Below are 24,564 nucleotides of genomic sequence, written 5' to 3'. Positions count from 1 at the left end.
TGTTATCGCGGCAGGTTCAGACCGGCTCGCCAAGAGCCATCATCGAGCGGCTCATGATGTTGTTGTGTTCCTTCTGGTCGCCGCCGGTGATTTCGATTTCCGACAGGCGCGCCGAGTTGTGGACGACCATGCTGCAGCGGTCCCAACGGCGCGATTCATGCGCGGTGAAGGCCTCTGCCACGGTATCTGCGCGCAGCAGCTGCTCGGCGATCACCAGCCCATCCTCCATCCCGATGCAGGCGCCGGCACCGAGATGCGGCGTGGTGGCATGCACGGCATCGCCAATCAGCATGACCCGGCCGGCGTGCCAGGGCTGCGGCAGCAGCATCTTTTCGAGCGGGCGGTAGATCAGCTTGCTTTCTTCGCTCAGACCTTCCTTCACCGCGGTGAGGGTCGGCGAGGGGAACTGATCGAGCAGGGCGATCATCTGTGGCAACAGCTCGGATTCCTCGACCCAGTCATTGGTCGGGCGGTCCTCGGTGACGAACATGTACGAGCGGCCTGCGGAAACCGGATTGATCCCAACCTTGAGCCCCTTGCCAAGCCACATGTTGATGGTCTCGATGCCTTCGGGCGTGGTCATCTCGGCGCGCCAGACCGCCTGCCCGACATATTCGGGCTGCGGTGCCTCCGGCATCAGCGTGGCGCGGGTCTTGGAATAGAGCCCGTCGGCGCCGATCACCGCATCGTAGCGCGCCCGGGTGCCGTCGGTGAAAGTGACGTCCACACCCAGCTCATCCTGCGTGATCGTTTCGAAACTGCAGCCAAGCTTCACCGAAACACCCGCCGCGCGGGTGGCATCGGCGAGGATCGCGGCCAGCGCCGGGCGCATGATGGCGGCATTGCCGGGCAGGCCGGTGCCGGGCATTGGCGGGGTAGGGATCGTGACGATCACCTGATCGTTGTGCGGCATGCGTACGACCAGCCCGTCGGTCGCAGCCCCGGTCGCCTTGAAGGCCTCAAGAATGCCGAGTTCGGCGAACACCCGCAGGGTCGCGCCGTGCAGGCTGATCCCCGCGCCATAGCTGCGCCAACCGGCGTCGATCTCGACGAGGTCGGTCTCGATGCCTCCGCGTGCCAGCATAATTGCCGCGGACATGCCGGAAAATCCGCCGCCGATCACCAATACCTTCTTTGCCGCTGCCATCATCAGCCCTCCTGTTCTGAGCGTCCGGCGACCTGCGCCGGAACGCTGATGAACCCGTCCAAAGCCTCGCTGAGAGGCACGCGGGTCAGTTTTCGTCCCAGGCAGGGACCGGACACGCAGGCCCCCGTCTCGATGTTAAAAAGTGCTCCATGGGCATGGCAGGCCAGATGTGTGCCCTCGCCATTGAGATAGGCGTCCTTGCGCCAGGCCATGGGCGTGCCGCCGCGGTAGTGCGGACAGGAATCCATGTACCCATATAGCTGCCCGTTGCGCTTCACCACGATGACGTTGCGAGGGGCGTCGGGCAGGGGCAGAAAGCCGCGGGCCGCGCCCTCGGGCACGTCATCCCGGTGGCACAGGATTAGCTGTCTGTCGCTCATGGCTTGCCGGAACCGCCTTCGGGCCCGCCGCCGGGCGCCCATTTCTCGCGCCATTGGAGCAGGAACATCTGGCTCGCCTCGGGGCCATTCGGCGCCTCGCGTGCGACCCAGCTGTCGTCATGCTTGTCCATGTCGGCGTCGTATTCGAAATGCACACCGAGCGGACTGTTGAAGTACCAGAACCAGTTGGAGCCGAACTTGTGGCGGCCCGGCCCCCAGAAGGTCTGGTAGCCCTTTCGCACGAAGCGGTCGCCCGCCACCATCAGCTCGGTTGGTCCGCCCATGTGGAAGGCAAGATGCTCGCAGCCTTGCATGTAGGCAGGCGTGCGGATGAAAAAGAGCGTGTGGTGATCGTCGTTGGACGCCGGGCGTAGGAAGGGGCCGGCGCCGGTCAGCACGTCGGTGATGACAAAGCCGAGGCGGTCGCAGAAGAAGTGGACCAGCTTGTCGATGTCGGGCACGAAGAGCACCACGTGGCTCAGCGTACGTGGCAGGGCGGCCATGTCGTCGGTGACGCCAAGCTCGTTCGCCGCGCGCTGCGCCGGGGCACCAGGGGCGTTGATCTTCTCTGCGGGCATCGAAAGCGCGCGGCGGATAGTCACCTGGAAGCGCAACTCGAAGCCGAGGTCATCCTTGAACTCGAGCGCGCCGTCCGCGAGCCGCGTCACGCGGCGGTCCTTGGACATCTCGGCCTCGATCTCGTCGAGAGCCGCGTTGTCTTCAACGCCATAGACCTGCTGGCGCAGCATGTTCTTCGTCTCGAGCGGCGCGGGCAGCCTGGGGTCGTCCTTGGTGCGAATGATGACGCCGGTACCGTCCAGCGTCTCAAAGAGCCAGCCAGTCGCGTCGAGCTGAATCGGCTTCAGGCCGAAATCGGAAAGGTAGGTCTTCGATCCTTCAAGATCGTCCACCCCAAACACCAGATAATCGGGTCCCACGATACGCATGGTCAGCCTCCTTTGTTCGCTGGCACCTGTTTCTGGTCAGGTGCGAATTATGTTTGGCGAGTATGTGGCTTGGGCTGAGGTATTAAAAAATTGCTTCGATAAATAGATGACATTCATGCGGTAAATTGGGGGAGGGAGACTGAATGCGTTTCAACCAGCTCAACATGAGCCTATTGGCGGCGCTGATTCAGCGCAGGCTCGCCGAGCCAGAGGTTGCGCAGGGTGGGCTGGCGACCAAGCCTGCCCGCTTCGACTTTCCGGCGGGGCAGAGCATCCGCTGGCAGTCGCACCCCAGTAGCGATCCCGTACTGGCTTGGCTGCGGGGGTTAATACACTATTGCGTTCTGCCCTTTCGGATGACACGAGTATCCGCGCATTTACCGGGTGAATAGCTATATGGGACAGAATCAATTTTCTTTCCTCTGTGCCGGCGTTTAGGGTCTGCCCTAAAGCGCATTGGAAAGCTGTCGGGGGAGTTAGCGCGTGCAGGTGGAGGAAAGCGTGCGACACGAAGGCTTCCTGCGCTGGGCAGGTTGAGCATCGCCTGGTTCTACGCTGACTGCCCCGTCTCAAGCTGCGACAAGCCCACCGATCGACGATCGCGGTCCTGGCACTCGGGAAGGTTTCGTGCGGCTTATTAAAGCCCCGGTCTCGGTGTAAGAGCGCCGTTTGGTGCGTTTCTCGGCCATTTCGGGCCGACAGACGGTTTGAGGACCGGCACTTCCATTTGCCCGGGAGTAATCCTTTTACCGTAAAAGGCACCGTTCGTTGATCGAGTGAACGCAGTCATCCGATACCTTGAGCGCCGCGCGAATGGTGGACTCGATGTCGTCGCGTCTGTCGATATAGCCATGTCGCTATGAGCCCCTAACAAGAGGGGCCGAGGAAAATGATGTTCCGGATTGCAGGTTTGATGTGAGCTTTTATGGAGGAAAAAAACAAATGAAGACGATGTTGGTCGCCACGGCCGCGCTTGCTGCAGCCTTCAGCCTGCCTGCCCTGGGGCAATCACAGCCCGAGATCGGGACAAGGGCGCGCGCCATCCTTGATGTTGATGGCTTGCAGTTCCGCGACGCGAACGGGAACGGCAATCTGGACCCCTACGAGGATTGGCGCCTGCCGGTTGCTGACCGCGTCTCGGATCTTCTGGAGCGTATGTCAATCGAAGAGCGCGCCGGGATGCTGCTGATCGACACGCTGAACGCGGGCTGCGCCGGCACGACCGAGGGCACGCGGGCCGAGGAGATGATCGCAGAGCAGCACATGACCCGCTTCATTCTGCGCAACACCATCGCCGCTAAGGCGCAGACGTGCGACGGCCGCCCCTCGCGTAGCGGGTTCGACGTAACGGCGCGGCAGATGGCGGCTTTCGCTAACGCAGTGCAGGAGCTGGCCGAGGCGCAGCCGTCCGGCATTCCTGTTCTGTTCAAGGACAATGCACGAAATCATCGGGAAAGCGATCCACGTTTCGGCATCGGCGGTGGGGCTGGTGCGATGACCGCCTTTCCCAAGGAGCTTGGCATCGCTGCAGCGGTCCTGGGCACCGAGAGCATGGCGCCGGTCGAGGCGCTGACGCAGGTCACGGCAGCCGAATGGCGCGCGCTCGGGCTGCGAGGCATGTATGGTTACATGGCCGATCTGGCGACCGAGCCGCGCTGGCACCGTGTCCACGAGACCTTCGGGGAAGACAGCGACACGGTTGCGGACATCATGGAGGCGCTGGTGCTGGGCCTCCAGGGCGGCCCGGTCGACCCTGAGTCTGCCGTCGCGCTGACGATGAAGCATTTCCCCGGTGGCGGGCCGCAGGAGCAGGGGCTGGACCCGCATTATTCGTTTGGTCAGCGCCAGGTCTATCCGTCGGGCGCTTTCGCCGCCCATCTCGCCCCCTTCCAGCGCGCGATCGATGCAGGGCTTGGCGCGATCATGCCCTATTACGGCGTTCCGGTCGATCTGACCCATGAAGGCGAGACCTTTGACGAGGTGGGTTTTTCCTTCTCGGCCCAGACCGTGAACGGGCTTTTGCGCGACCGGCTCGGCTTTCAGGGCTATGTCAACTCGGATACCGGCATCATCCAGTCCCGCGCATGGGGCTTTGCCGATGCCACCGTTCCAGAACGGGTCGCGCTGGCCATCAACAGCGGCAATGACGTGCTGTCGGGCTTTTCGGATGTCGGCGAGATCCTGGATTTGGTCGAAGCCGGCCTGATCGATGAGGCCCGCGTCACCGAGGCCGCCGGCCGTCTGCTGACCGAGCAGTTTGCCCTGGGCCTCTTTGAGAACCCCTATGTGGATGAGGACGCCGCTGGTGACATCGTTGCCGCATCGGACCATCTGGCGCTTGCCGCGCAGGTTCATCGTGAATCGATAGTCCTGTTGCAGAACGATAACCTGTTGCCGCTTGCGCAGGGCGCGCAGATCTACGTGCTCAACGCCGATGCCGGGATGGCAGCGGAAGCGGGCTTCAAGGTCACGCAGGGCACTGCCGACGACGGACGCTCCTCGGCGGCTGACCACGACGCAGCGGTGATCCGGGTCTATGTTCGAAATACAGGCACCGGCGACTATCGCTCGAACGACCCGGAATGGGGGGCGAACCCCGAGCACCTGAACCCGAGAACAGGTGAGGTCTGGGGCGGCGAGGACAATTGCAACGTCACCCCCGATCTCAACGCCTCCTGCGCGGATGACGGACAGATTGGCGGTCCCGGTTCGCCTGCCCTGGGCTTGCTGTTCGGCGGCGCCCTGCCTTGGGAAGCCGACGCGCTGTCTTTCACGACCATGGCCGAGGCGCAGTCCTGGGACATCTTTCCGCCGCTTCCCGTGATCCGCGAGGTCATGAACGAGGTTGGAGCGCAGCGCACCATCATTGCGATCGACTTCCGCAACCCCTATGTTATCGACGCTGAAAGCGGCCTGCGCGATGCCGGTGCCTTGCTGGCCACTTTTGGGGCGGTTGACGATGCACTGTTCGATGTTCTCTCGGGCCAGTTCGCGCCCGTGGGCCGGCTGCCTTTCGCCTTGCCAGATAACCTCGGTGCGGTGATCGAAAACGCTTCTGATGCGCCGGGCTATGCGGCCGAGGACACGCTATTCCCCTTTGCTCATGGTCTGTCCTACTAAGTTTAGGCAAGCCAGGTCCGAGCCGCCGGCTCGGACCGTTAGGCGGTTTCATCATCCGGACGATCCATGCTGCCAGCGCCGAAACCTGACTGGGTGTACAACAAAAGCCGGGCCCAATCTTTCAGGCCTGCCTCCTTTGCTGACTCACGATCACCGACCCGGCGTTGGATCGCGATCGGGCGGCTGGACATCAATACCAGCGGCCTCTTGCTGTTCACCACCGACGGCTAACTCGCCAACCGCCTGATGCCCCCCTCCACCCAGTTCGAGCGCGAGTACGCCGCCCGGTACAGGCGATACGCAAGCCCAAGCGTCGCTGATTCCTGGGCGCTTACGCTCGCCCTTCACGCCCCACCCGGGGCGTGAAGCAAGTATTCACTCGATGCCTCCGCTCAAATCCATTACCCATCCCCTTATCGAAAGCTTTCCATGATCGTCTCTTCCCAGCGTTTGGCGACGCTCGATGGGGAGAAGTGCGTTTTGAATCGAGCCCGCGCGTGGTCTCCCAAGCGGCGGGCCAGACCGGGCTCCACCACCAAACGGGTCAGGTGTTCGGCAAACGCGGTCGTGTCATTGGGCGCGACGAGAAAGCCGGTCTCATCGGAGACGATCATGTCAGACGGGCCGTAGCGGACATCGAAGGCGACCACCGGGCAGCGAAAGGCCATCGCCTCGAGCAGCGTCAGCGGGAACCCCTCCATCACGCTGGTCAAAATAGCGCACTGCGCGTCGCGATAGATGCTCGCGATGTCATTGCAGTAGCCTTCGAGCACGACGTGGCGCTCGAGCCCCAATGCCTCGATGCGCGCTTTGATTTTGTCGCGCTCGCCGCCCTCGCCGTAAAGGTGCAGGCACACCTGCGGCGCGTGCTTCACGACCTCGGCCAGTATCTCGAGCGCCTTTAGGTGCTGCTTTTCCGGCGACAGGCGCGCCACGTAAACGATTTTATCCCGCTGGCTGGGCGGTCCTTCACCGTCGGCGCTTTTCAGTGCCTTGTAGGAGGCGCTGAGCGTGTGCGGCACCGTGACTACGTTTTGATCCGGGAACCGGCGCTCGACGTCTCGGGTTTGCACTTGGGTCAGCGCCACCACGCCATTCGGCGCGTCGTGGCCTTCCAGCAGGTCCCGGTAGTGGGTCTTGAGCTTGGTATCGAGCTCTTTACCCTGAAAGTGTGTGCTGTGCAGCGCGCCGAACACACGAATTTGCTTCTCTCGGTTTGCGCCTACCGGCGTGTCGCGCAAAAGCGCGGAGGCCTTGAACGTAAACTTGTTCTTGTCGTTGAGCAGCCAAAGCCTCTCACTCTTCAGTCGCGTCGTCAGGGCGTTGAGTGCGTAAAGCGAAAAGTCCGTGCTGTCGCCCAAAAACGTGCACTGACCGAGGATGTGGTCGATCGCCCTCAAACCGGTGGCGGTGCTCTCGAAAGAAGCATGAGTGGGTTGAGAAAAAGACTGCCCCGTCGTGAGCGAGGCGTGTAGATAAAAGCCGGGTGCGAGCCTCTCTTCTGGCGAGGATTCGGTTCCCTCTCTTTCGAATACCCGAAAAAAAAGCGGCGTGCCCCAGGGGCTATAAAAGATTTCGTGAGTTCGTTGCCGGGAGTTGGGATCGTACAAGCGATGACTGCTGCGGTGTCCCGTGGTGTGGTAGATATCCGCCGCGACTTTCTGACCCTTCTCGAAGTAGTTGATGTGTATCAACTCGCCATGCTCTTTCGAGTAGACCTTGTAGGCAAAGAGCCGGCCCTGGCCGTTGAGGTAGCGCACGTCCTTGTGCCCTTCGACCGGGGCGGGGGTGTAACCGATGAAGCTCGGGTCGGTCGCTGGCGGGAGCGTGCCTTTGAGCTCGCGTACCGGCAGGGCAGGGTCGTCGAACCCCTGCAGGCAGTCGTAGAGGCCCTTGATGCGCGTAGCGCTGTGGTAACGCTCGCTACCCAGAAGTGCAGCGACGTTGCGCTGAAGCTCTGGGCGATACTGGAACGTCACGATCAAGGGATGAACGCCCAGTTCATCGATGAAAAGCGATGCCCTGGCCAGCGCCGAGTGTTCGATGCCGGTGAGCGTTTTGCCCATGTCCAGATTGAGAAACAGGATGTCGGTATCGTGCAGCGCGGGCTGTGCCATGATGGTCGCCTTGTCGTTTCGTCGGTAGCATGACCTTGAAAACGCATTGTCATGAACCCGGGGCGCAGCGACAAGGCTTGTGCTGTCTGGCAGCGAGCGGCGCGACTATTTTAACGGCGCTTGTCAAAAAGCCTTGCCACATCCCGGGTCGATCTGTACTATATGCATCCGTTCGAGGGGGTCGTTAGCTCAGTTGGTAGAGCAGTTGACTTTTAATCAATTGGTCGCAGGTTCGAATCCTGCACGACCCACCACCGACGCTGAAGGCGTTGGCCCTCAAGACTCGAACGCGATGCCGGTGCGGCAATGGCCGTACAACATGGCACTCTGGGTCGTTAGCTCAGTTGGTAGAGCAGTTGACTTTTAATCAATTGGTCGCAGGTTCGAATCCTGCACGACCCACCAGATTCGGCGCCCCTGACAGTCCACTGTCAGGGGCGTTTTCGTTCGTCTAGACGTTGTTCGATGCTTGTTTCTCTATCCGCGCCGTTACCGGCGCGCGATACCGCGTGGCTCGCGCGCTGGTTGGCTAGTTGAACGACGAAAGCGCCTCCCGGTAGTCGAGAAACGCTTCGCGCCGCTGGTCGATCAGTGCGACCAGCGGCGTGTCGCCTTCCTGCTGGGCCACGTTTTTGGCGATACCGAGCTGCTGAATGCCGCGATCCACCCGGCCTGTCAGCTGCAGGTACTCCGCCTGGGCCAGGTGCCCCCAGCCTTTGTGGCCGCTGCGCCCGGCGGCGGTGACCAGCAGATTGAAGCCCTGCGGATTTTCCGGGTAGCGTTCGGTGACGCGGCGTAGCAGATCGAAGGCCGCCTGCGGGTCGCGCTGCAGCTGCGCTTCGGCCAGAATCAGCTGGGCCGGCAGGTAGTTCGGCATGACGCGCAGCCAGCGCTCGGCCCGCGTGATCGCCTCGTCGATGCGGTTGGCCTCGAGCGCAACCTGGGCGCTCGAGGCGGGAATCATGGCGTAGTCCGGAAGCTCGGCGGCCAGCGCGTCGAGGCTTTGGAGCGCCGTGTCCACCTGGCCGCGGCGGGCGTCGATCAGCGCGCTCAAGTAGCGCCGCGCGGGCTCCTCGGCGCCGCCCTGGGCCAGGCGCGCCTGCGCCTGCTCCGGGGCGTTCTGGTAGAGGCTCAACAGCGCCCGGGCGCGCATCAGGTTGTAGAGAGTGTTGCTTTGGTAGCTGTCCGCCACGGTGAGCTGGGCCACGCGGGCCTGGGCGTCGCTCAGGCGACTGTCCGACACCGGGTGGGTGAGCAGAAATTCCGGCGGGGTGCCACCCTGCAGGCGCGCCAGGCGCTGCATCGAGGCGAACATGCGCACCATTGCCTCCGGGTCGAAACCGGCGGCGGCCATGGCCTGAAGGCCGACCCGGTCGGCCTCCTGCTCAAAGCGCCGCGAGTAGGCAAGCTGGTCCTGTATCAGCGCCGCCTGCGAGCCCATGGCGGTGGCAATACCCGCATCGCCGCCGCCGCTGGCGGCGATCAGCATGCCGGCGAGCAGCCCCGCCAGAGCTGGCAACTGGGTTTGGCCGGCGCGCTCGCTGCCGCGGGCGTAGTGGCGCTGCGACAGGTGGCCAAGCTCGTGGGCGATGACCGACACGAACGCGCCTTCGTCCTCGGCAAAGGCGAAAAGCCCTGAATTGATCCCCACCACGCCGCCGGGCACGGCGAAGGCGTTGAGCGCGCGGTGATCGACCATCACCGTCGTGGTGTCCAGCCCGCCCAATTGGCTGTAGGGCGTTAGCCGGGTCACCACGCCGTTCAGGTAGTCGTTGGCGATGGCGTCCTGCCACTGGGGCGCCTGGGCGCGAAACTGCCGCAGCCAGGCGCGGCCCAGGCGAAACTCCTCGAGACTCGCCGAAGGCGAGGCGCCGCCCAGGCTCGGCAGCTGGCTGTTATCGAAGCCCTGGCCCTGGGCGGTGGGAAAAGCGCTTGCCAGTACCAGCGTAAACGCCAGGGCCGAGCGCTGCAGAAAACGACGGTGCGACATGGCATCCTCTTGTGGTCTTGCGGCTTGCATCCGTACCGCGGCCCGTTGGGCGGCGAGACGTTGATTCGAGCCGGGAAGTGCCGTTAAATCAAACGCGAAAGCGCATCGGTGAACACCAGGTTTATGTCACAATGCCAGCTTTGCCCAGGCATTTTAAGGGAGTCACCATGACCGATGATGAAGGGTGTGACCAAAAGGCGCCAGTGCCGCTTGCGCCGGACGCGGTCGTCGACGCCTGTGGGCTCGCCTGTCCGCTGCCACTTTTGAAGGCCAAACAGGCGTTGGCCTCGATCGCGTCCGGCCAGCTGCTGGAAGTCGTGGCTGACGACCAGGGCTCGTGGCGCGATATTACCTCGTTCACCGAGCAAAGCGCCCACACGCTCGAAGGGCGTGAGCAAAGAAGCGGTCATTATCATTTCTGGATACGCAAGGCGGGAGGTTCATCCCTATGACCATGCGCAGCATCCTGAAAAGCTGGGTAGAGCGCTACTTCTCCGACGAAGAGGCGCTGATTCTGCTGCTCGTGCTGGTGACCGGGTTTGCCGCGATCATCTGGTTCGGGCGCATGCTGGCGCCGTTTTTCACCGCGCTGGTGCTGGCCTTTCTGCTTCAAGGCGTGGTGAACATCTTCACCCGTCGCGGCGTGCCGCATCTGCTGGCGGTGATTCTCGTCTTCGTGGTGTTCGTCGGGGCGCTTTTGACCCTGGCGTTCTTTTTGATGCCGCTGATCTGGAACCAGCTCGTGGGGCTTGCGCAGGAGTCGCCGCGCATGTTCGCCAGCGGCCAGGCCTGGCTCGACGATCTTCAGGCGCGCTACCCCAACCTGATCACTCCGGATCAGATGCAGAACTGGGTGGGCGTGGCCAGTCGCGAGATCAGTCAGCTTGGCCAGCGCGCGCTGACCCTGTCGCTAACCTCGCTTGGCAACGTGATGTCGATCATCATCTACCTGGTGCTGGTGCCGATTCTGGTGCTGTTCATGCTCAAGGACCGCGAGCAGCTGGTAGGGTTCATCCTCTCGCTTTTGCCGCAAAAGCGCACGCTGTTGACGCGCATCTGGCGCGAAATGGATCACCAAATCGCCAACTATATTCGCGGCAAGTCGATCGAGATCATCATCGTCGGCACGGTGGCGTTTTTCACCTTCACGCTGTTTGGGCTGCCCTACACCGCGCTTTTGTCCGTGCTGGTCGGCTTTTCGGTGCTGGTGCCGTTCATTGGCGCCGCGGTGGCGACCCTGCCCGTGGCGGCGGTGGCGGGGTTTCAGTTCGGCTTGAGCGAGCAGTTCGCTTACGTGATTCTGGCCTACGGCGTCCTTCAGGCGCTGGATGGCAACGTGCTCTCGCCGATTCTGTTCTCAGAGACCAATAATATTCATCCGGTCTCGATCATCGTCGCGGTGCTCTTTTTTGGCGGCATCTGGGGCTTCTGGGGGGTGTTCTTCGCCATTCCCTTGGCCACGCTCTTGAAAGCGCTGGTTTACGCCTGGCCGCGCCGAACTGATTTACAGCCAACGCCTTTGGATAACGCGATCCTGACCGAGGACCGTACGCCGCTACGCTAGCGAGCGCCAAAGTTGGTCAGCGCCCAAACGAGTAGCGCCCGCCCGATTGGGCGGGCGCTTGCGTTAAAGCGCTCTCTTTAAAGCGGCTGTCAGGCGCCTTGCTGGTCGAGCGCCTGGGCCTTTTCCAGCACCTCGTCCACATGGCCGGGCACCTTGACGCCGCGCCACTCATGGGCCAGCACGCCCTGCTTGTCGAGCAAAAACGTGCTGCGCTCGATCCCCAGATGCTCCTTACCGTACATCTTCTTGAGCTTGATGACGTCAAATAGCTGGCACACGGTTTCGTCCTTGTCGGAGATCAGCTCGAAGTTGAAGTCCTGTTTGGCCTTGAAATTCTCCTGGGCACGCAGGCCGTCGCGGGAAACACCGATGACGACCGTGTTGGCCGCCTTGAAGCTTTCCATACGATCGCGAAAGTCGCCGCCTTCGGTGGTGCAGCCCGGCGTGCTCGCCTTGGGATAGAAGTAGATCACCACCTGCTGGCCCTCGAGGCTCGAAAGCTCGACGGTGGTATCGCCGGTGGCGGGGGCGCTGAAATCCGGGACGGGTTTGCCTAATTCCACGGCCATGAGCGTGCTCCTGTTTTTCAAGTTCGTGTTCTCAAGTGAATGTTATCAAGTGAGTGTCGTGAAGTGAGAGTCGTGAAGTGAGAGTCGTGAGATGAGCGCTCGATTACACGCAACGCGGCGCGCCGTGTCAAAGCCTGATCGGGCCCGGAAGGGCGGCTTGCGCAAACTCGCCGCGCTTTACGCTGTACAGGCTCGAATCCGCTGAGTACCATTTGCCCCTTGAGCGTGGCGGTCGAGGGCAGGGCGCAGGCAGTGCGATGCGCCGTGAAACGATGATCGATTCAACACGACGATTTTTGCAACGATGCGCCCGGGCGACCGGGCGCCGCTATCAGGTGAGGAATAGACGGATGATCACAGGCAGCATAGTCGCCCTGGCGACGCCAATGAAGGTCAATGGCGATATCGACTGGGAGGCGTTACGTCGTCTGGTGAACTTCCACCTTGAGAACGGCACCGACGCCATCGTCGCCGCGGGCACCACCGGCGAGCCCACCACCATGTCCTTTGCCGAGCACTTCGACGTCATTCGAAGCGTGGTGGAGGAGGTCAACGGGCGTATTCCGGTCATCGCCGGCACCGGCGCCAACGCCACGTCCGAGGCGGTCGAGCTTGCCCGCTACGCCAGCGAAGTCGGCGCGGACTACTGCCTGTCGGTCTGCCCTTACTACAACAAGCCCACCCAGGAAGGCCTCTACCAGCACTTCAAGGCGGTGGCCGAGGGCAGCAAGCTGCCGGTCATCATGTACAACGTGCCGGGGCGCACCTGCTCGGATCTCTACAACGAAACCGTGGTGCGGCTGGCCGAAGTCGACAATATCATCGGTTTGAAGGACGCCACGGGGAACCTTGAGCGTGCCGAGGATCTAATTGCCCGCTTGAAGGGCAGCGATTTCATGCTCTACTCCGGCGACGACGCGACCGCTTGTGACTTCATGCTGATGGGCGGCCACGGCGATATTTCGGTCACCGCCAACGTGGTGCCCAACGCCATGCACGAGCTGTGCACCGCGGCGGTCAACGGCGACAGCGAGAAAGCGCACCAGATCAACACGCGCCTGATGCCGCTGCACACCAACCTGGGCATCGAGGCCAACCCGATCCCGGTCAAGTGGTCGCTCCACCGCATGGGCTACATGGACGCCGGCATTCGCCTGCCGCTGACCTGGCTTTCGGAAAAATACCACGCCACTGTGAGTGAAGCGCTGCAGTTGGCAGGCGTCGTCGAGGAGTGATCCGCGGCGCCCGACCCCTGGGCCCGGCCAGTGCCGGGCGAGAGAACTGTTGACTTAAGGTGGCTTGATGAGCTCCATGCTTGAAAGACCCGCGCTGAAATGGATACCGCTGACGCTCGTAATGGGGGTAGCGCTTGCCGGCTGCGCCCGCGAAGGCTTTTACGACGACCGTAACCTCGACTACACCGACGTGCGGCCCGCGCCGCCGCTGGTGTTGCCGGAGAGTCGCAACACGCAGCGCTATAACGACGCCATGCCGGTGCCCCAGGCCGCGCTACAGGGAAGCCGGGTCGACGGCGCCGCCGATGTCGCGCCGCCGCCGTCGCTTTCGATGGGCAGCGGCCTGCAGCCGGAGTTCGTCGAGCGCCGCCAGGTCGGCAGCGACGTCTGGCTGGTCGTGGCCGCCGACACCGGCGCGGTCTGGCCGCAGCTGGAAGCCTTCGCCCAGAGCCGGGGGTTGGGGATTCAACGAAGCGACGCCAACCAGGGCGTGATCGAAACGAACCAGGCGACGCTGTCGCTGCAAAGCGCGCTGCGTGCCGGCAGCAGTGAAGTCCGCTGCGAGCAGGGTGGGCGCAGCGCAGCCAACTGCCTCGATGCGCTGGAAGAGTACCTGGGCGCGCGCAGCGCGACCGCCAGCGCCTCCTCCTGGAACGCCCAGCGGCTTTCCAACGCGCGCACGGTCGAGATCCGCCAGCAAAACGGTGCCTGGGAAGTGGCCATCCCGCAGACCGCCGAGCGCGTCTGGGCCGAGCTCGACCACTACCTGACGCTCGATTTCACCGTCGAAAACCGTCGCGAGCTGCTCGAGAAGTCGCCGGAAAACTATTCGTTTTTGGTCAACTACATGACCGCCTCGGAAGAGAGCCGTAACCCGATCGAGGTCGTTTTCAGCCGCGACGTTCGCCGCATGACCCAAAACATTCGCCTGGTGCTCGAGCCTCAGGGAAATCAGAGCGTGCTGCGCGCGATCAACGAAAGCGATCGCGAGCTAAGCGCTGACGACCAGCGTGAACTACTCGAGCGCGTTTCCGGCTACCTGCGCTAACGTTTTTTATTCTATTTCGGAGCTTGTATGGAAAAGCGTGACGAACTCTACGCTGGTAAAGCAAAATCGGTTTACACCACCGATGACCCGGACCTGCTGGTTCTGACGTTTCGCGACGACACCAGCGCCTTCGATGGCAAGAAAAAGGAGTCGCTGGCGCGCAAGGGCATGGTGAACAACGTTTTCAACGCCTTCATCATGGAGCGTCTGGAAGAAGCCGGTATTCCGACCCACTTCGAAAAGCAGCTCTCTGATACCGAGAGTCTGGTCAAGAAGATGGACATGATCCCGGTGGAGTGCGTGGTGCGTAACGTCGCCGCTGGCGGCCTGGTCAAGCGGCTGGGCATCGAGGAGGGCAGCGAGCTCACCCCGCCCACCTTCGAGCTGTTTTTGAAAAACGATGAGAAGGGCGACCCGATGATCAACGAATCATTGGCGGAAACCTTCGGCTGGGCGAGCCCTGAGCAGCTCGCTCAGATGAAAAAGCTCACCTTCAAGGTCAACCAGGTGCTCAAGCAGCTTTTCGCCGAAGGCGACATGATACTGGTCGACTATAAGCTCGAGTTCGGCGTGTTCAAGGGCGAAGTCGTACTCGGCGACGAGTTCTCCCCGGACGGCTGCCGCCTGTGGGACGCCAACACCCGCGAGAAGATGGACAAGGACCGCTTCCGTCAGGGCCTGGGCGGCGTGATCGAAGCCTACGAGGAAGTCGGCCGCCGGCTCGGCATCACCTTTCCCACCTAAACGCTGACGTCCAAGCGCTACGGCCTGTACGGCTCGATCGCCACCACCTCCAGGGTGGTGGCATCTGCTTCAAGGCCACGAAATTTCACGTCCACATCGCGAAGGCGCACCCCGTAAATGCGGGCCGTGTCGGCATGGTAGGCCGGACGCGGGTCCTGGCCGATCACCTGCTCGATCAGCGCGTGAAGCGAGGCGCTGTCAGTGCGCAGGCTTAGCGCCTCGCGCGCCGCCACGCCAAACACCACTCGCTTGAGCGCCGGCGCCTCGGGGGCGAAGCCCGCCCGCGCCTGGGGCTGCGACTCCGCCCAGGGCAGGTAGGGTTTGATGTCCACGACCGGCGTGCCGCTGACCAGATCGCACCCCGTCAGGTGCAGGCGCACGCCGGCGTCAAGCTCGATGCCTGCCAGCTCGACCAGCGAAAGCCCCAGCCGGTTGGGGCGGTGGGTACTGCGGCTGGCGAACACACCGACCTTCTGGTTGCCGCCAAGGCGCGGCGGGCGCACCAGCGGCGTCCACCGCTGCGGACTCTGGTGGAAAACGAAGCTCAGCCACAGGTGGCTGAACGCCTCGAGCCCGCGCACCGCGAGCGGGTCGTTGTAGGGCGGAAACAGCTCGAGGCTCGCCCGCGCCGCGGGGGCCAGCCCCGGCTGGCGCGGAATGCCGAACTTGTCCGGATAGTCGCTGGTGATGACCCCGAGGGTGGTAAGCGAATGAGTCGCGGCGTTGTGCATCGCGTAACCTTGTGCTGAGATGAACGCTTGAAAAATGGCGGGCTAAAGTCGGCCCGCTGTAAATGACCCAGTATAAACCCTGCCATTTCACCGCGCGCGTTTGGCGCCCTGTCTGTCCGAGGTAGTGCATGTCGACCCACCACGAGCCCTCATCCTCGAAGCCCGCCGCCGCCCGAATCACCTACCGCCAGGCGCTGTCGCGCGATGCCGGGGATCAGGCCGAGGTGTTCTATCACGCGGTGATGCAGGGCGCTTCCAGCCACTATGGCGTGGCCGAGCGCGAGGCCTGGGCCTGCGCGCTGCCGCGCGAGGCGAGTGCCTGGGCGGCGCGCCACGCGTTCTACACCACGCTCGTGGCGGTGTGTGACGGGCGCTGTGTTGGCTTTTTGGAGCTTGACGTTAAAAACGCGCGTATCGTGACGCTCTACGTCTGGCCATCGCTTGCCGGGCGCGGCATTGGTAGCACTTTGCTGATCCACGCCGAGCGGCTGCTGCTCGAACAGGGCGCCGGGCGGGTCGATATCGAGGCAAGCCTGGTGCTGTTCGAGCGCCTGGAGCGCCGCGGGTTCGAAAACCACGGCGAGCAGTGGGTCGAGCGTGGCGGACAGTGGCTCAAACGCTACCGCATGAGCAAGGCGCTCAGCGCTGTCGAGACCTGAGTCGCCGATGTTTAGCCCGTCAAAGGAGTACGCTCTCGTGACTCAGTCCGAAAGGCCCGGCGTCTGGCCCGGCGCCCGCCCGATCGACTCGCCCAACCAGGATGCCCGCGAGAAAGGAGAGGTGTCGCTTCTGGTGATTCACGCCATTAGCCTGCCGCCTGGCGAATTCGGCGGCCCCGCTATCGAGGCGCTGTTCACCAACACGCTCGACCCAAACGCGCACCCGTTTTTCGAGACGATCGCGCACCTTCGCGTCTCGGCGCACTTTTTGATTCGCCGCGAAGGCGCTTGCGTGCAGTTCGTCGATACCGACCGCCGCGCCTGGCACGCCGGCCGCTCGCGCTGGTTCGACCCGCGCTTGAGCGCCGCGCGCGAGGCGCTCAACGACTTCTCCGTCGGCGTCGAGCTCGAAGGCGACGGCGAGCACTCGTTCACCCGCGCCCAGTACGAACGCCTGGCGACGCTGACGCGCTGGCTGATGGCGCGCTACCCGCTACTCAATGAGCAGCGCATCACCAGCCACGCTCACGTGGCACCGCTTCGAAAGCAGGACCCGGGCCCATGTTTCGATTGGGCTTACTATCGTCAGTGCCTTTCACGTTCGTGACCTGCGTCAGAAAACGCGCACTTGCCGGTGTGAAAAAGGTGCGAGCGCACCAAAGTAATTCATTCCCAAGAGAATAAAACGGTAGTTTGACTACAATTTGGCGCTCTAGAGGCTTTGGAAATGCCTTCCAAAAGCATTATGTTGCGGTGCAATATGTTGTTTTGGATGGAATTTCCATTGCGTGATAATTGGCAGAATAGCGACTTTGCGGTATCTTCTCTATACAAAAGGCTAACCTGTATGGCCCCTGTGTAGCGCTGCTACATTCAAGCGCCATTAACCTCGCTAGCGCTGAATGTAGAACCCAAAATCTGTCAGACACGCAAGCTCGGCCTCACTATCGGCCCTGGCGGCTCAACGTCGCAGCCGCCCCATCCCCAAAAGGGTAGCGGGCGTATTGTCATTTATCGTCATTCGGAGAGACCTCTATGAGTCTGGAGACAAGAGAAGATCTCGATCCGGTCGAAACCACGGAGTGGCTTGAATCCCTGGAATCGGTACTGGATCGTGAGGGCGAAGATCGCGCCCGCTACCTGATGACCCGCCTGGCGGATCGTATGCGTCGGGACGGGATGAAGGTGCCCTTCTCGGTGACGACCCCGCACCGCAACACCATTCCGGTTCATCGCGAAGCGCAGATGCCGGGCGATCTGTTCATGGAGCGGCGCATCCGCTCGCTGATTCGCTACAACGCGATCGCTCAGGTCATCCGTAACAACCGCGCAAACCCGGGGCTGGGCGGCCACATCGCAAGCTTCATGTCCTCGGCCACACTCTATGATGTGGGCTTCAACCACTTCTTCCGCGCCGCAAAAGACGACTTCGCAGGCGACCTGGTCTACATTCAGGGCCACGTGGCGCCGGGCATCTACGCACGCTCCTACCTGGAAGGGCGTCTCTCTGAAGAGCAGATGGACAGCTTCCGCCAGGAAGTCGACGGCGACGGCCTCTCCTCCTACCCGCACCCCTGGCTGATGCCGGAGTACTGGCAGTTCCCGACGGTTTCCATGGGGCTGGGCCCGATTCAGGCGATCTATCAGGCACACGTGATGAAGTATCTGCATCATCGCGAGCTCAAGAACATGTACGACCGCAAGATCTGGTGCTTCATGGGCGACGGTGAGTGCGACGAGCCGGAATCCCTGGGCGCGATTTCGTTGGCCGGGCGTGAAAACCTCGACAACCTGATCTTCGTCATCAACTGCAACCTTCAGCGCCTCGACGGCCCGGTGCGCGGCAACTCCCGCGTGATGGACGAGCTCGAAGGCGTGTTCCGCGGCGCCGACTGGAACGTGATCAAGGTCGTCTGGGGCCGTCACTGGGACCCGCTGTTCGAAAAGGACAAGAAGGGCGTTCTGCAAAAGCGCATGGACGAAGCCGTCGACGGCGAGTACCAGAACTACAAGGCCAACGGTGGCGCGTATACCCGCGAGCACTTCTTCGGCAAGTACCCGGAAACCGAGGAGATGGTCAAGGACCTCTCCGACGAGGACATCTGGAAGCTTAACCGCGGCGGCCACGACCCGTTCAAGGTCTACTCGGCCTATCACGAGGCGGTGAACACCCAAAACGGCAAGCCCACCGTCATCCTGGCGCACACCGTCAAGGGTTACGGCATGGGCGCCGGCGACGGCGAAGCGGCCAACGAGGCCCACCAGGTCAAGAGCATGGAGTACGAGGCGCTGAAGAAATTCCGCGACCGCTTCGGTATTCCACTGTCTGACGAGCAACTCAAGGAAGTGCCGTACTACAAGCCCGAGGAGGACTCCCCGGAGCTCAAGTACATGCACCTGCAGCGCGAGCGCCTGAACGGCTACCTGCCGGCGCGCCAAAGCGATTTCGAAGCGCTCGAGATTCCGAGTCTCGAAGACAAGACCTTCGCCTCTCAGCTCGGCGGCTCCAAGGGCCGCGAAGTCTCCACCACCATGTCCTTCGTTCGCGTATTGAACGGCCTGGTCAAGGACAAGAAACTCGGCAAGTACGTCGTGCCGATCATTCCGGATGAGGCGCGTACCTTCGGCATGGAAGGCATGTTCCGCCAGCTGGGTATCTACTCGGCCGCCGGCCAGAAGTACGAGCCGGTCGATAAAGGCCAGATCATGTACTACCGCGAGGACCAGAAAGGTCAGGTGCTCGAGGAAGGCATTACCGAGGCGGGCGCGATGTCGGCCTGGATGGCGGCCGCGACCTCCTACAGCAACAACCACGTCACGCTGTTGCCGTTTTACATCTACTACTCGATGTTCGGCTTCCAGCGCATTGGCGATCTGGCCTGGGCGGCCGGCGACCTGCAGGCGCGCGGCTTCATGGTCGGCGGCACCGCCGGGCGCACCACGCTCAATGGCGAAGGGTTGCAGCACCAGGATGGCCACAGCCTGATCCAGGCCTCGACCATTCCGAACTGCAGAAGCTACGACCCGACCTACGGTCACGAAGTCGCCGTCATCGTTCAGGACGGTTTGAAGCGCATGTTCACCGACAAGGAGAACTGCTTCTACTACCTGACCGTGATGAACGAGAACTACGAGCATCCGGAACTCGAGGACGTGCCCACCGAAGACATCGTCAAGGGCATGTACCTGCTGCGCGAAACGAAGGGCGACAAGGGCCGCGTTCAGCTGCTGGGCTCCGGCACGATCCTGCGCGAAGTCGAAGCCGCTGCCGAGCTTCTGGCCGAGGATTGGCACGTAGGCGCCGACATCTGGAGCGTCACCAGCTTCAACGAGCTGCGCCGCGAAGCGCTGACGCTGGACCGCGAAGCCTTCCTGAACCCGGATGCCGAGGTGCAAAAGCCGCACGTCACCAAGTGCCTGGAAGGGCGTGAGGGACCGGCGATCGCCTCGACGGACTACATGAAGCTTTACGCCGACCAGGTGCGCGCCTGGGTGCCCACCGAGTACACCGTGCTGGGCACCGACGGGTTCGGCCGCTCCGACACCCGCGAGAAGCTGAGAAGCTTCTTCGAGGTGGATCGTCACTTCGTCGTGGTCGCCGCTCTGCGCGCGCTTGCCGAGCGTGGCGATATCGAACGCAAGCTGGTAGGCGAGGCGATCGCGAAGTACGGCATCGACGCCAGCAAGCCTAACCCGCTGATCAGCTAAACCGCAGTCCGGCGGGGTGACCCGCCGGCTCGATCCGATTTGGAAGGAGCGCGACCTTGAGTAGCGAAATCATCAAAGTTCCCGATATCGGTGGTGATACCGATGTCGAAATCATCGAGATTGCGGTGTCAGAAGGCGACGTCATCGAAGCGGAAGACGCCCTGATCACGCTGGAATCCGACAAGGCCAGTATGGACGTGCCCTCGCCCAAGGGCGGCAAGGTCGTCAAGGTGCTGGTCAAGGAAGGCGATAAGGTCTCCGAAGGCGACGACATCGTCGAGCTGGAAGTCGAGGGTGACGATAGCGACGACGATCAGGCCGAGGACGACCAGGACGCCGACGCCGACGATCAGAGCGATGACGATCAAGGCGACGATGGCCAGAGCGACGACGAGCCGCCGAAAAGCGACTCCTCCGGCAGCGCCGAAAAGTCCAGCGGCGGCAAAAAAGCCGGCGGCAAGCAGACCGTGGACATCGTGGTCCCGGATCTGGGAGGCTCTGAAAACGTCGAGATCATCGAAGTCGCGGTCAGCGAAGGCGACAGCATCGACGCTGAAGACGCGCTGATTACGCTCGAATCCGACAAGGCGTCGATGGACGTGCCGAGCCCGCACGGCGGCAAGATCGTATCGCTTACCGTCAAGGAAGGCGACACCGTCTCCGAAGGCGACGTGATCGGTCAGATCGAGATCGAAGGCGAAGGCGATGACGACGACACTGATGACAGTGCCGACGACGAGCCCCAGGCCTCCACCGATCAGGACGACGTCGCGACGCCAGACGCCGAAGAGGGCGAAGACGAGGACGACGGCGACGACGAGAGCGGCGCGACCGAGCGCAAGGAAGTCCGCGTGCCGGATCTTTCCGGCGCCTCGGACGTGCCGGTCATCGAGCTTGCCGCCTCTGTCGGCGATGAGATCAACGAAGAAGACGCGCTGATCACGCTCGAGTCCGACAAGGCGTCGATGGACGTGCCGAGCCCCTACAAGGGCAAACTGGTCGAACTCAGCGTCAAGGAGGGCGACACCGTCTCCGAAGGCGACGTCATCGCCTACATCGAAGTCGCTTCCAGCGGCGGCAAGAAGTCTGCCAAGAAGCAGGAGAAGAAAGCCGCCCCTGACAAGCAGGCCGAGGGCAGCGCCAAAAAGTCCGAAGCGAAGTCCGACAGCGGCAAAAGCAAGGGCGGCGACAAGAGTGGCAAGAGCGAAAGCGCCGGCGGCTCACCAAGCCCCGAGGCGGCCATGGCGGCGCACAAGCCCCGTGATGGCAAGCTCGTGCACGCTGGCCCCGCGGTGCGCATGCTCGCCCGCGAGTTTGGCGTCGATCTCGAGCTGGTCAAGCCCAGTGGCCCGAAAGAGCGCATTCTGAAAGAGGACGTGCAGGCCTACGTCAAGCAGGCGCTGTCTCAAAAGGCGAGCGCGCCGGCTCAGTCCGGTGCCCAGGCGCCGAGCGGCGGCGCGGGTATTCCGGCGGTGCCGGAGGTCGACTTCAGCCAGTTCGGCGAAGTGGAAGAGAAGCCGATGGGGCGTCTGCTCAAGATGGGCGCGACCAATCTGCACAGAAGCTGGCTCAACGTGCCCCACGTGACCCAGTTCGACGAGGCGGACATCACCGAGCTCGAGAACTTCAGAAAGTCGATGAAGGCCGAAGCCGAAGCCCAGGGCGCCAAGCTCACGCCGCTGCCGTTTCTGGTCAAGGCGTGCGCCTTTGCGCTCAGGAAGTTCCCGCAGTTCAACGTCAGCCTCAAGGGTGACGGCGAGACGCTGGTGTGGAAGAAGTACGTCCACATCGGTATCGCCGTGGACACTCCGGAAGGCCTGATGGTGCCGGTGCTGCGCGATGCCGACAAGAAGTCCCTGATCGACATCGCGAAAGAGATGGCCGAGCTTGGCAAGAAGGCGCAGAGCAAGAAGCTCAAACGCGACGAGATGACCGGCGGCTGCTTCACCATTTCGAGCCTGGGCTCGATTGGCGGCACGGCGTTCACGCCGATCGTCAACGCGCCGGAAGTAGCGATTCTGGGCGTTTCGAAGTCGCAGATGAAGCCGGTCTGGGACGGCGCCGCCTTCCAGCCGCGTTTGATGATGCCGCTGTCGCTCTCCTACGATCACCGCGCGATCAACGGGGCCGATGCTGCGCGCTTCACCGCGTTCTTGGCCGACGTACTGACCGATATCCGCCGCCTGCTGCTCTAAGCGCGCAGCGACGGATGGCAAGCGGCGCCCATTTTTATGGGCGCCGCTTGCGTTTTGATTCTTTAGGCAGTGACCCGGCGCCCACCAGGCAAAAAAAGCCGCTCTCTGAGGCTTTTGGAGAGTTGTGCCGCTGGGGTCGCGCGGTTATTGTCTTTGCATTCTCTTTTTACTTTGAATGCTATCCACCTTTGCACGTTTTACGACTCGAGGAGCAGTGCCATGCGTTTGATCTTGTTGGGTGCCCCAGGCGCGGGTAAGGGAACCCAAGCCCGATTCATTTGCGAGCGGTTCAAGATTCCGCAGATCTCTACCGGCGACATGCTCCGCACGGCGATCAAGGACGGCACCGAGCTTGGTTTGAAAGTCCAGGAAATCATGAAGACCGGCGGCCTGGTGTCCGATGACATCATCATTGCCCTGGTGAAAGAGCGCATCAGCCAACCCGACTGCGAGAACGGCTTTCTGTTCGACGGCTTCCCCCGCACCATTCCCCAAGCCGACGCGATGCGTGAAGGCGGCGTGAAGATCGACCACGTGCTCGAAATCGCCGTGCCGGACGAAGAGATCGTCGACCGTATGGCGGGTCGCCGCGTGCATCCGGCCTCTGGCCGCGTCTACCACATCGACCACAACCCGCCAAAAGAGCCGGGTAAGGACGACGTCACCGGCGAGGCCCTGATCCAGCGCGAGGACGATCAGGAATCCACCGTGCGCAACCGCTTGTCGGTCTATCACGATCAGACCGAGCCGCTGGTGGACTACTACCAGCAGTGGGCCCAAGCCGAGCCGGACGCCGCGCCGCAGTATCACCGTGTGAAAGGCGTGGGCAGCGTCGCCGATATTACCCAGCAGGTGAAAGACGCGCTAAGCTAACCCTCACTACGCGCCGACGCTCGCCGCCGGCGTCGCTTCTTTTTCGAGTATCGAAGGCCGGGCGTTACGCGCTCGCGCCTTTTGCCGTTTGGAGTATCAAGTCGCCATGTCGTCATACCTTCTCGCCCTGGACGCCTCGTCGAGCGCCTGTTCAGCGGCGCTGATTCGCGCCGAAGGCGAGCATCGCGAATGCCTTTCGCGCTTCGAGCACACCCCGCGCGCGCATACCAAACGGCTTTTGCCGATGATCGACGAGGTGTTGGGGGAAGCCGGTATTACACCAAAAAAGCTCGATGGCGTCGCCTACGGCCAAGGGCCGGGGTCGTTCACCGGCCTGCGGATCGCCGCCGGCACCGCCCAGGGGCTCGCCTTCGGGCTCGACTGCCCGCTGGTCGGGGTGTCGACGCTCGAGGCGCTGGCACTCCAGGCCCATCGGCGCCATCACTTTCGCCATATCGTCACCGCCCTGGATGCGCGCATGGGCGAGGTCTACACCGCCGCTTGGCGCTGCGGGGAGGATCTGGCGAGCCTTTGCGATGACGAGGTCGTGATCGACCCTGCCCGCGTCATTCTGCCGGACCAGCAAACCGACTGGGTCGGCGTGGGCTCGGGCTTCGCGCTCTGGGATCAGTTCGACGATCTCTTGAAGGCGAGTATGACGCAGCACCTGACGGATCTCGAACCGCGGGCCGAGGAGATGGCCTGGATTGGCCTGCGCGGGCTTAATGCCGGCGCTGGCCGCGCGCCCATCGAGGTGCAGCCGGTGTACCTGCGAAACGACGTGGCCTGGAAAAAGCCCGCGTGAGCGCAGACCCGGATCAGAGCGTGTGCACACTGCCCGACGGGCTTGCGCTTCAAACCGTGGATGGGCGGCTGGCGCTGGGCGGCGACCCCAAGGTGTTTGGCCATCCGCTGAGCGTGGACTTCGTGGGCGGCAAGGCGGGGCACCGGCGCCAGTTCGGTGGCGGGCGCGGCCAGCTCGTGGCCAAGGCGTGCGGGCTTGCCAAAGGCGTGACGCCGAGTATCGTGGACGCGACCGCCGGGCTTGGCCGCGACGCTTTCGTGCTGGCGAGTCTTGGCGCGCCGGTGCTTTTGATCGAGCGGGTGCCGGCAATCGCCGCGCTATTAAAAGACGGCCTGGAGCGGGCGCTGATCGATGCCGAGGTGGGAGAGATCGCTGCGCGCATGACGTTACAGCAGGGCGACAGCGCCACTTTGCTTGCCGCGTTGATCGAAGAGGCGGCGTTCGAAGCTCAGGTGATTCATCTCGACCCGATGTTCCCCCACCGCGACAAATCGGCGTTGGTGAAAAAGGAGATGCGCCTTTTCCAGCGGTTGGCCGGCAGCGACGACGACGCGCCCAGGCTTTTGGAGCAGGCGCTGGACGTCGCCACCCACCGGGTGGTGGTCAAGCGCCCGCGCAAGGCGCCGCCCATCGAGGGGCCGACGCCCAACCATACGCTGATGGGCAAGACCAGCCGCTACGATCTCTACGTGCATCGCTCGCTTGCCAAATCACGCTAACGCCCAAGGAGTC

At 62.8% G+C, this 24,564-nt stretch carries 21 protein-coding genes and 2 tRNA genes; 16 read left to right on the top strand and 7 right to left on the bottom strand.

Annotated features, from left to right (window positions below; all coding sequences use genetic code 11):
* Positions 1–16: 16 nt before the first annotated feature.
* Genes RN346_RS14030 through RN346_RS14020 form a run of 3 tightly spaced genes read right to left on the bottom strand, consistent with a single transcriptional unit; the run spans position 17 to position 2,474 of the window.
* Positions 17–1,150 (bottom strand): FAD-dependent oxidoreductase, encoded by a 1,134-nt coding sequence (locus tag RN346_RS14030; RefSeq protein ID WP_311961476.1) that lies wholly within the window; start codon positions 1,148–1,150, stop codon positions 17–19.
* The gene (locus RN346_RS14025; protein ID WP_263586202.1) at positions 1,150–1,527 is read right to left on the bottom strand and encodes a Rieske 2Fe-2S domain-containing protein; all 378 of its coding nucleotides are present in this window, start codon (positions 1,525–1,527) and stop codon (positions 1,150–1,152) included. The genes RN346_RS14030 and RN346_RS14025 overlap by 1 nt, the downstream gene beginning before the upstream one ends.
* Complete coding sequence (locus tag RN346_RS14020; RefSeq protein WP_263586203.1) at positions 1,524–2,474, bottom strand: VOC family protein; 951 nt, start codon at positions 2,472–2,474, stop codon at positions 1,524–1,526. The genes RN346_RS14025 and RN346_RS14020 overlap by 4 nt, the downstream gene beginning before the upstream one ends.
* A 143-nt stretch (positions 2,475–2,617) precedes the next feature.
* On the opposite strand from RN346_RS14020, the gene RN346_RS14015 reads away from it, so the two are divergent.
* On the top strand, positions 2,618–2,866 hold the full coding sequence (locus tag RN346_RS14015) for a hypothetical protein (protein ID WP_311961475.1): 249 nt from the start codon (positions 2,618–2,620) through the stop codon (positions 2,864–2,866).
* Positions 2,867–3,416: 550 nt separating this feature from the next.
* The gene (locus RN346_RS14010) at positions 3,417–5,594 is read left to right on the top strand and encodes a glycoside hydrolase family 3 N-terminal domain-containing protein (protein WP_311961474.1); all 2,178 of its coding nucleotides are present in this window, start codon (positions 3,417–3,419) and stop codon (positions 5,592–5,594) included.
* 413 nt (positions 5,595–6,007) lie between these two features.
* Here RN346_RS14010 and RN346_RS14005 read toward each other — a convergent pair whose 3' ends face one another.
* The gene (locus tag RN346_RS14005) at positions 6,008–7,711 is read right to left on the bottom strand and encodes a glycosyltransferase (protein WP_311961473.1); all 1,704 of its coding nucleotides are present in this window, start codon (positions 7,709–7,711) and stop codon (positions 6,008–6,010) included.
* Between the two features lie 178 nt (positions 7,712–7,889).
* On the opposite strand from RN346_RS14005, the gene RN346_RS14000 reads away from it, so the two are divergent.
* Together RN346_RS14000 and RN346_RS13995 are read left to right on the top strand one after the other, a co-directional pair.
* Positions 7,890–7,965: transfer RNA gene (locus RN346_RS14000), tRNA-Lys, on the top strand.
* Between the two features lie 75 nt (positions 7,966–8,040).
* Positions 8,041–8,116, top strand: a tRNA-Lys gene (locus tag RN346_RS13995).
* Positions 8,117–8,240: 124 nt separating this feature from the next.
* On the opposite strand, the gene RN346_RS13990 is transcribed toward RN346_RS13995, so the two are convergent.
* Positions 8,241–9,701, bottom strand: coding sequence for a M48 family metalloprotease (locus RN346_RS13990; protein ID WP_311961472.1), 1,461 nt, complete (start codon positions 9,699–9,701; stop codon positions 8,241–8,243).
* 167 nt (positions 9,702–9,868) lie between these two features.
* On the opposite strand from RN346_RS13990, the gene RN346_RS13985 reads away from it, so the two are divergent.
* Entirely contained in the window at positions 9,869–10,153 is a 285-nt protein-coding gene (locus RN346_RS13985) for a sulfurtransferase TusA family protein (protein ID WP_311961471.1), read from the top strand.
* Positions 10,150–11,265: an AI-2E family transporter gene (locus RN346_RS13980; RefSeq protein WP_263586209.1), complete on the top strand. Its 1,116-nt coding sequence runs from the start codon at positions 10,150–10,152 to the stop codon at positions 11,263–11,265. Before RN346_RS13985 ends, RN346_RS13980 begins: the two co-directional genes overlap by 4 nt.
* 89 nt (positions 11,266–11,354) lie before the next feature.
* Here RN346_RS13980 and RN346_RS13975 read toward each other — a convergent pair whose 3' ends face one another.
* Positions 11,355–11,834, bottom strand: coding sequence for a peroxiredoxin (locus RN346_RS13975; RefSeq protein WP_311958610.1), 480 nt, complete (start codon positions 11,832–11,834; stop codon positions 11,355–11,357).
* A gap of 350 nt (positions 11,835–12,184) precedes the next feature.
* Between RN346_RS13975 and dapA the strand changes: the two genes are divergently transcribed.
* The 3 genes from dapA (at position 12,185) to purC (ending at position 14,861) form a co-directional block, all read left to right on the top strand.
* Positions 12,185–13,069, top strand: coding sequence for a 4-hydroxy-tetrahydrodipicolinate synthase (gene dapA, locus RN346_RS13970; protein ID WP_263586211.1), 885 nt, complete (start codon positions 12,185–12,187; stop codon positions 13,067–13,069).
* A 67-nt stretch (positions 13,070–13,136) separates the two neighbouring features.
* The gene (bamC, locus tag RN346_RS13965; protein ID WP_311961470.1) at positions 13,137–14,117 is read left to right on the top strand and encodes an outer membrane protein assembly factor BamC; all 981 of its coding nucleotides are present in this window, start codon (positions 13,137–13,139) and stop codon (positions 14,115–14,117) included.
* Between the two features lie 27 nt (positions 14,118–14,144).
* On the top strand, positions 14,145–14,861 hold the full coding sequence (gene purC / locus RN346_RS13960; RefSeq protein ID WP_311961469.1) for a phosphoribosylaminoimidazolesuccinocarboxamide synthase: 717 nt from the start codon (positions 14,145–14,147) through the stop codon (positions 14,859–14,861).
* 17 nt (positions 14,862–14,878) lie between these two features.
* On the opposite strand, the gene tsaA is transcribed toward purC, so the two are convergent.
* On the bottom strand, positions 14,879–15,592 hold the full coding sequence (gene tsaA / locus RN346_RS13955) for a tRNA (N6-threonylcarbamoyladenosine(37)-N6)-methyltransferase TrmO (RefSeq protein WP_311961468.1): 714 nt from the start codon (positions 15,590–15,592) through the stop codon (positions 14,879–14,881).
* 128 nt (positions 15,593–15,720) lie between these two features.
* Here tsaA and RN346_RS13950 point away from each other — a divergent pair, with 128 nt between their 5' ends.
* The 7 genes from RN346_RS13950 (at position 15,721) to RN346_RS13920 (ending at position 24,551) form a co-directional block, all read left to right on the top strand.
* Positions 15,721–16,251, top strand: a complete 531-nt coding sequence (locus RN346_RS13950; protein ID WP_311961467.1) for a GNAT family N-acetyltransferase — start codon at positions 15,721–15,723, stop codon at positions 16,249–16,251.
* Positions 16,252–16,288: 37 nt separating this feature from the next.
* Positions 16,289–16,858, top strand: a complete 570-nt coding sequence (ampD, locus tag RN346_RS13945) for a 1,6-anhydro-N-acetylmuramyl-L-alanine amidase AmpD (protein WP_311961466.1) — start codon at positions 16,289–16,291, stop codon at positions 16,856–16,858.
* A gap of 428 nt (positions 16,859–17,286) precedes the next feature.
* Complete coding sequence (aceE, locus tag RN346_RS13940; RefSeq protein WP_263586217.1) at positions 17,287–19,959, top strand: pyruvate dehydrogenase (acetyl-transferring), homodimeric type; 2,673 nt, start codon at positions 17,287–17,289, stop codon at positions 19,957–19,959.
* Between the two features lie 56 nt (positions 19,960–20,015).
* Positions 20,016–22,154: a pyruvate dehydrogenase complex dihydrolipoyllysine-residue acetyltransferase gene (gene aceF, locus RN346_RS13935; RefSeq protein ID WP_311961465.1), complete on the top strand. Its 2,139-nt coding sequence runs from the start codon at positions 20,016–20,018 to the stop codon at positions 22,152–22,154.
* 219 nt (positions 22,155–22,373) lie between these two features.
* Positions 22,374–23,027, top strand: a complete 654-nt coding sequence (gene adk, locus RN346_RS13930) for an adenylate kinase (protein ID WP_311958604.1) — start codon at positions 22,374–22,376, stop codon at positions 23,025–23,027.
* A 106-nt stretch (positions 23,028–23,133) separates the two neighbouring features.
* Positions 23,134–23,832: a tRNA (adenosine(37)-N6)-threonylcarbamoyltransferase complex dimerization subunit type 1 TsaB gene (gene tsaB, locus RN346_RS13925; RefSeq protein ID WP_311961464.1), complete on the top strand. Its 699-nt coding sequence runs from the start codon at positions 23,134–23,136 to the stop codon at positions 23,830–23,832.
* Entirely contained in the window at positions 23,829–24,551 is a 723-nt protein-coding gene (locus tag RN346_RS13920) for a class I SAM-dependent methyltransferase (protein ID WP_311961463.1), read from the top strand. Before tsaB ends, RN346_RS13920 begins: the two co-directional genes overlap by 4 nt.
* Positions 24,552–24,564: the final 13 nt, after the last annotated feature.

This window comes from Halomonas sp. PAMB 3232, from assembly GCF_031954225.1.
Classification (GTDB): domain Bacteria; phylum Pseudomonadota; class Gammaproteobacteria; order Pseudomonadales; family Halomonadaceae; genus Vreelandella.
This window is presented reverse-complemented; position numbering and strand designations above follow the sequence as displayed.

Coding starts and splice junctions, on each gene's coding strand:
- tsaA (WP_311961468.1), bottom strand. CDS start 15,592: ATGCACAACGCCGCGACTCATTCGCTTACCACCCTCGGGGTCATCACC.
- RN346_RS14020 (WP_263586203.1), bottom strand. CDS start 2,474: ATGCGTATCGTGGGACCCGATTATCTGGTGTTTGGGGTGGACGATCTT.
- RN346_RS13990 (WP_311961472.1), bottom strand. CDS start 9,701: ATGTCGCACCGTCGTTTTCTGCAGCGCTCGGCCCTGGCGTTTACGCTG.
- RN346_RS14030 (WP_311961476.1), bottom strand. CDS start 1,150: ATGATGGCAGCGGCAAAGAAGGTATTGGTGATCGGCGGCGGATTTTCC.
- adk (WP_311958604.1), top strand. CDS start 22,374: ATGCGTTTGATCTTGTTGGGTGCCCCAGGCGCGGGTAAGGGAACCCAA.
- RN346_RS13985 (WP_311961471.1), top strand. CDS start 9,869: ATGACCGATGATGAAGGGTGTGACCAAAAGGCGCCAGTGCCGCTTGCG.
- RN346_RS14025 (WP_263586202.1), bottom strand. CDS start 1,527: ATGAGCGACAGACAGCTAATCCTGTGCCACCGGGATGACGTGCCCGAG.
- RN346_RS14015 (WP_311961475.1), top strand. CDS start 2,618: ATGCGTTTCAACCAGCTCAACATGAGCCTATTGGCGGCGCTGATTCAG.
- purC (WP_311961469.1), top strand. CDS start 14,145: ATGGAAAAGCGTGACGAACTCTACGCTGGTAAAGCAAAATCGGTTTAC.
- RN346_RS14010 (WP_311961474.1), top strand. CDS start 3,417: ATGAAGACGATGTTGGTCGCCACGGCCGCGCTTGCTGCAGCCTTCAGC.
- RN346_RS13950 (WP_311961467.1), top strand. CDS start 15,721: ATGTCGACCCACCACGAGCCCTCATCCTCGAAGCCCGCCGCCGCCCGA.
- RN346_RS13980 (WP_263586209.1), top strand. CDS start 10,150: ATGACCATGCGCAGCATCCTGAAAAGCTGGGTAGAGCGCTACTTCTCC.
- RN346_RS14005 (WP_311961473.1), bottom strand. CDS start 7,711: ATGGCACAGCCCGCGCTGCACGATACCGACATCCTGTTTCTCAATCTG.
- RN346_RS13975 (WP_311958610.1), bottom strand. CDS start 11,834: ATGGCCGTGGAATTAGGCAAACCCGTCCCGGATTTCAGCGCCCCCGCC.
- dapA (WP_263586211.1), top strand. CDS start 12,185: ATGATCACAGGCAGCATAGTCGCCCTGGCGACGCCAATGAAGGTCAAT.
- aceE (WP_263586217.1), top strand. CDS start 17,287: ATGAGTCTGGAGACAAGAGAAGATCTCGATCCGGTCGAAACCACGGAG.
- tsaB (WP_311961464.1), top strand. CDS start 23,134: ATGTCGTCATACCTTCTCGCCCTGGACGCCTCGTCGAGCGCCTGTTCA.
- bamC (WP_311961470.1), top strand. CDS start 13,137: ATGAGCTCCATGCTTGAAAGACCCGCGCTGAAATGGATACCGCTGACG.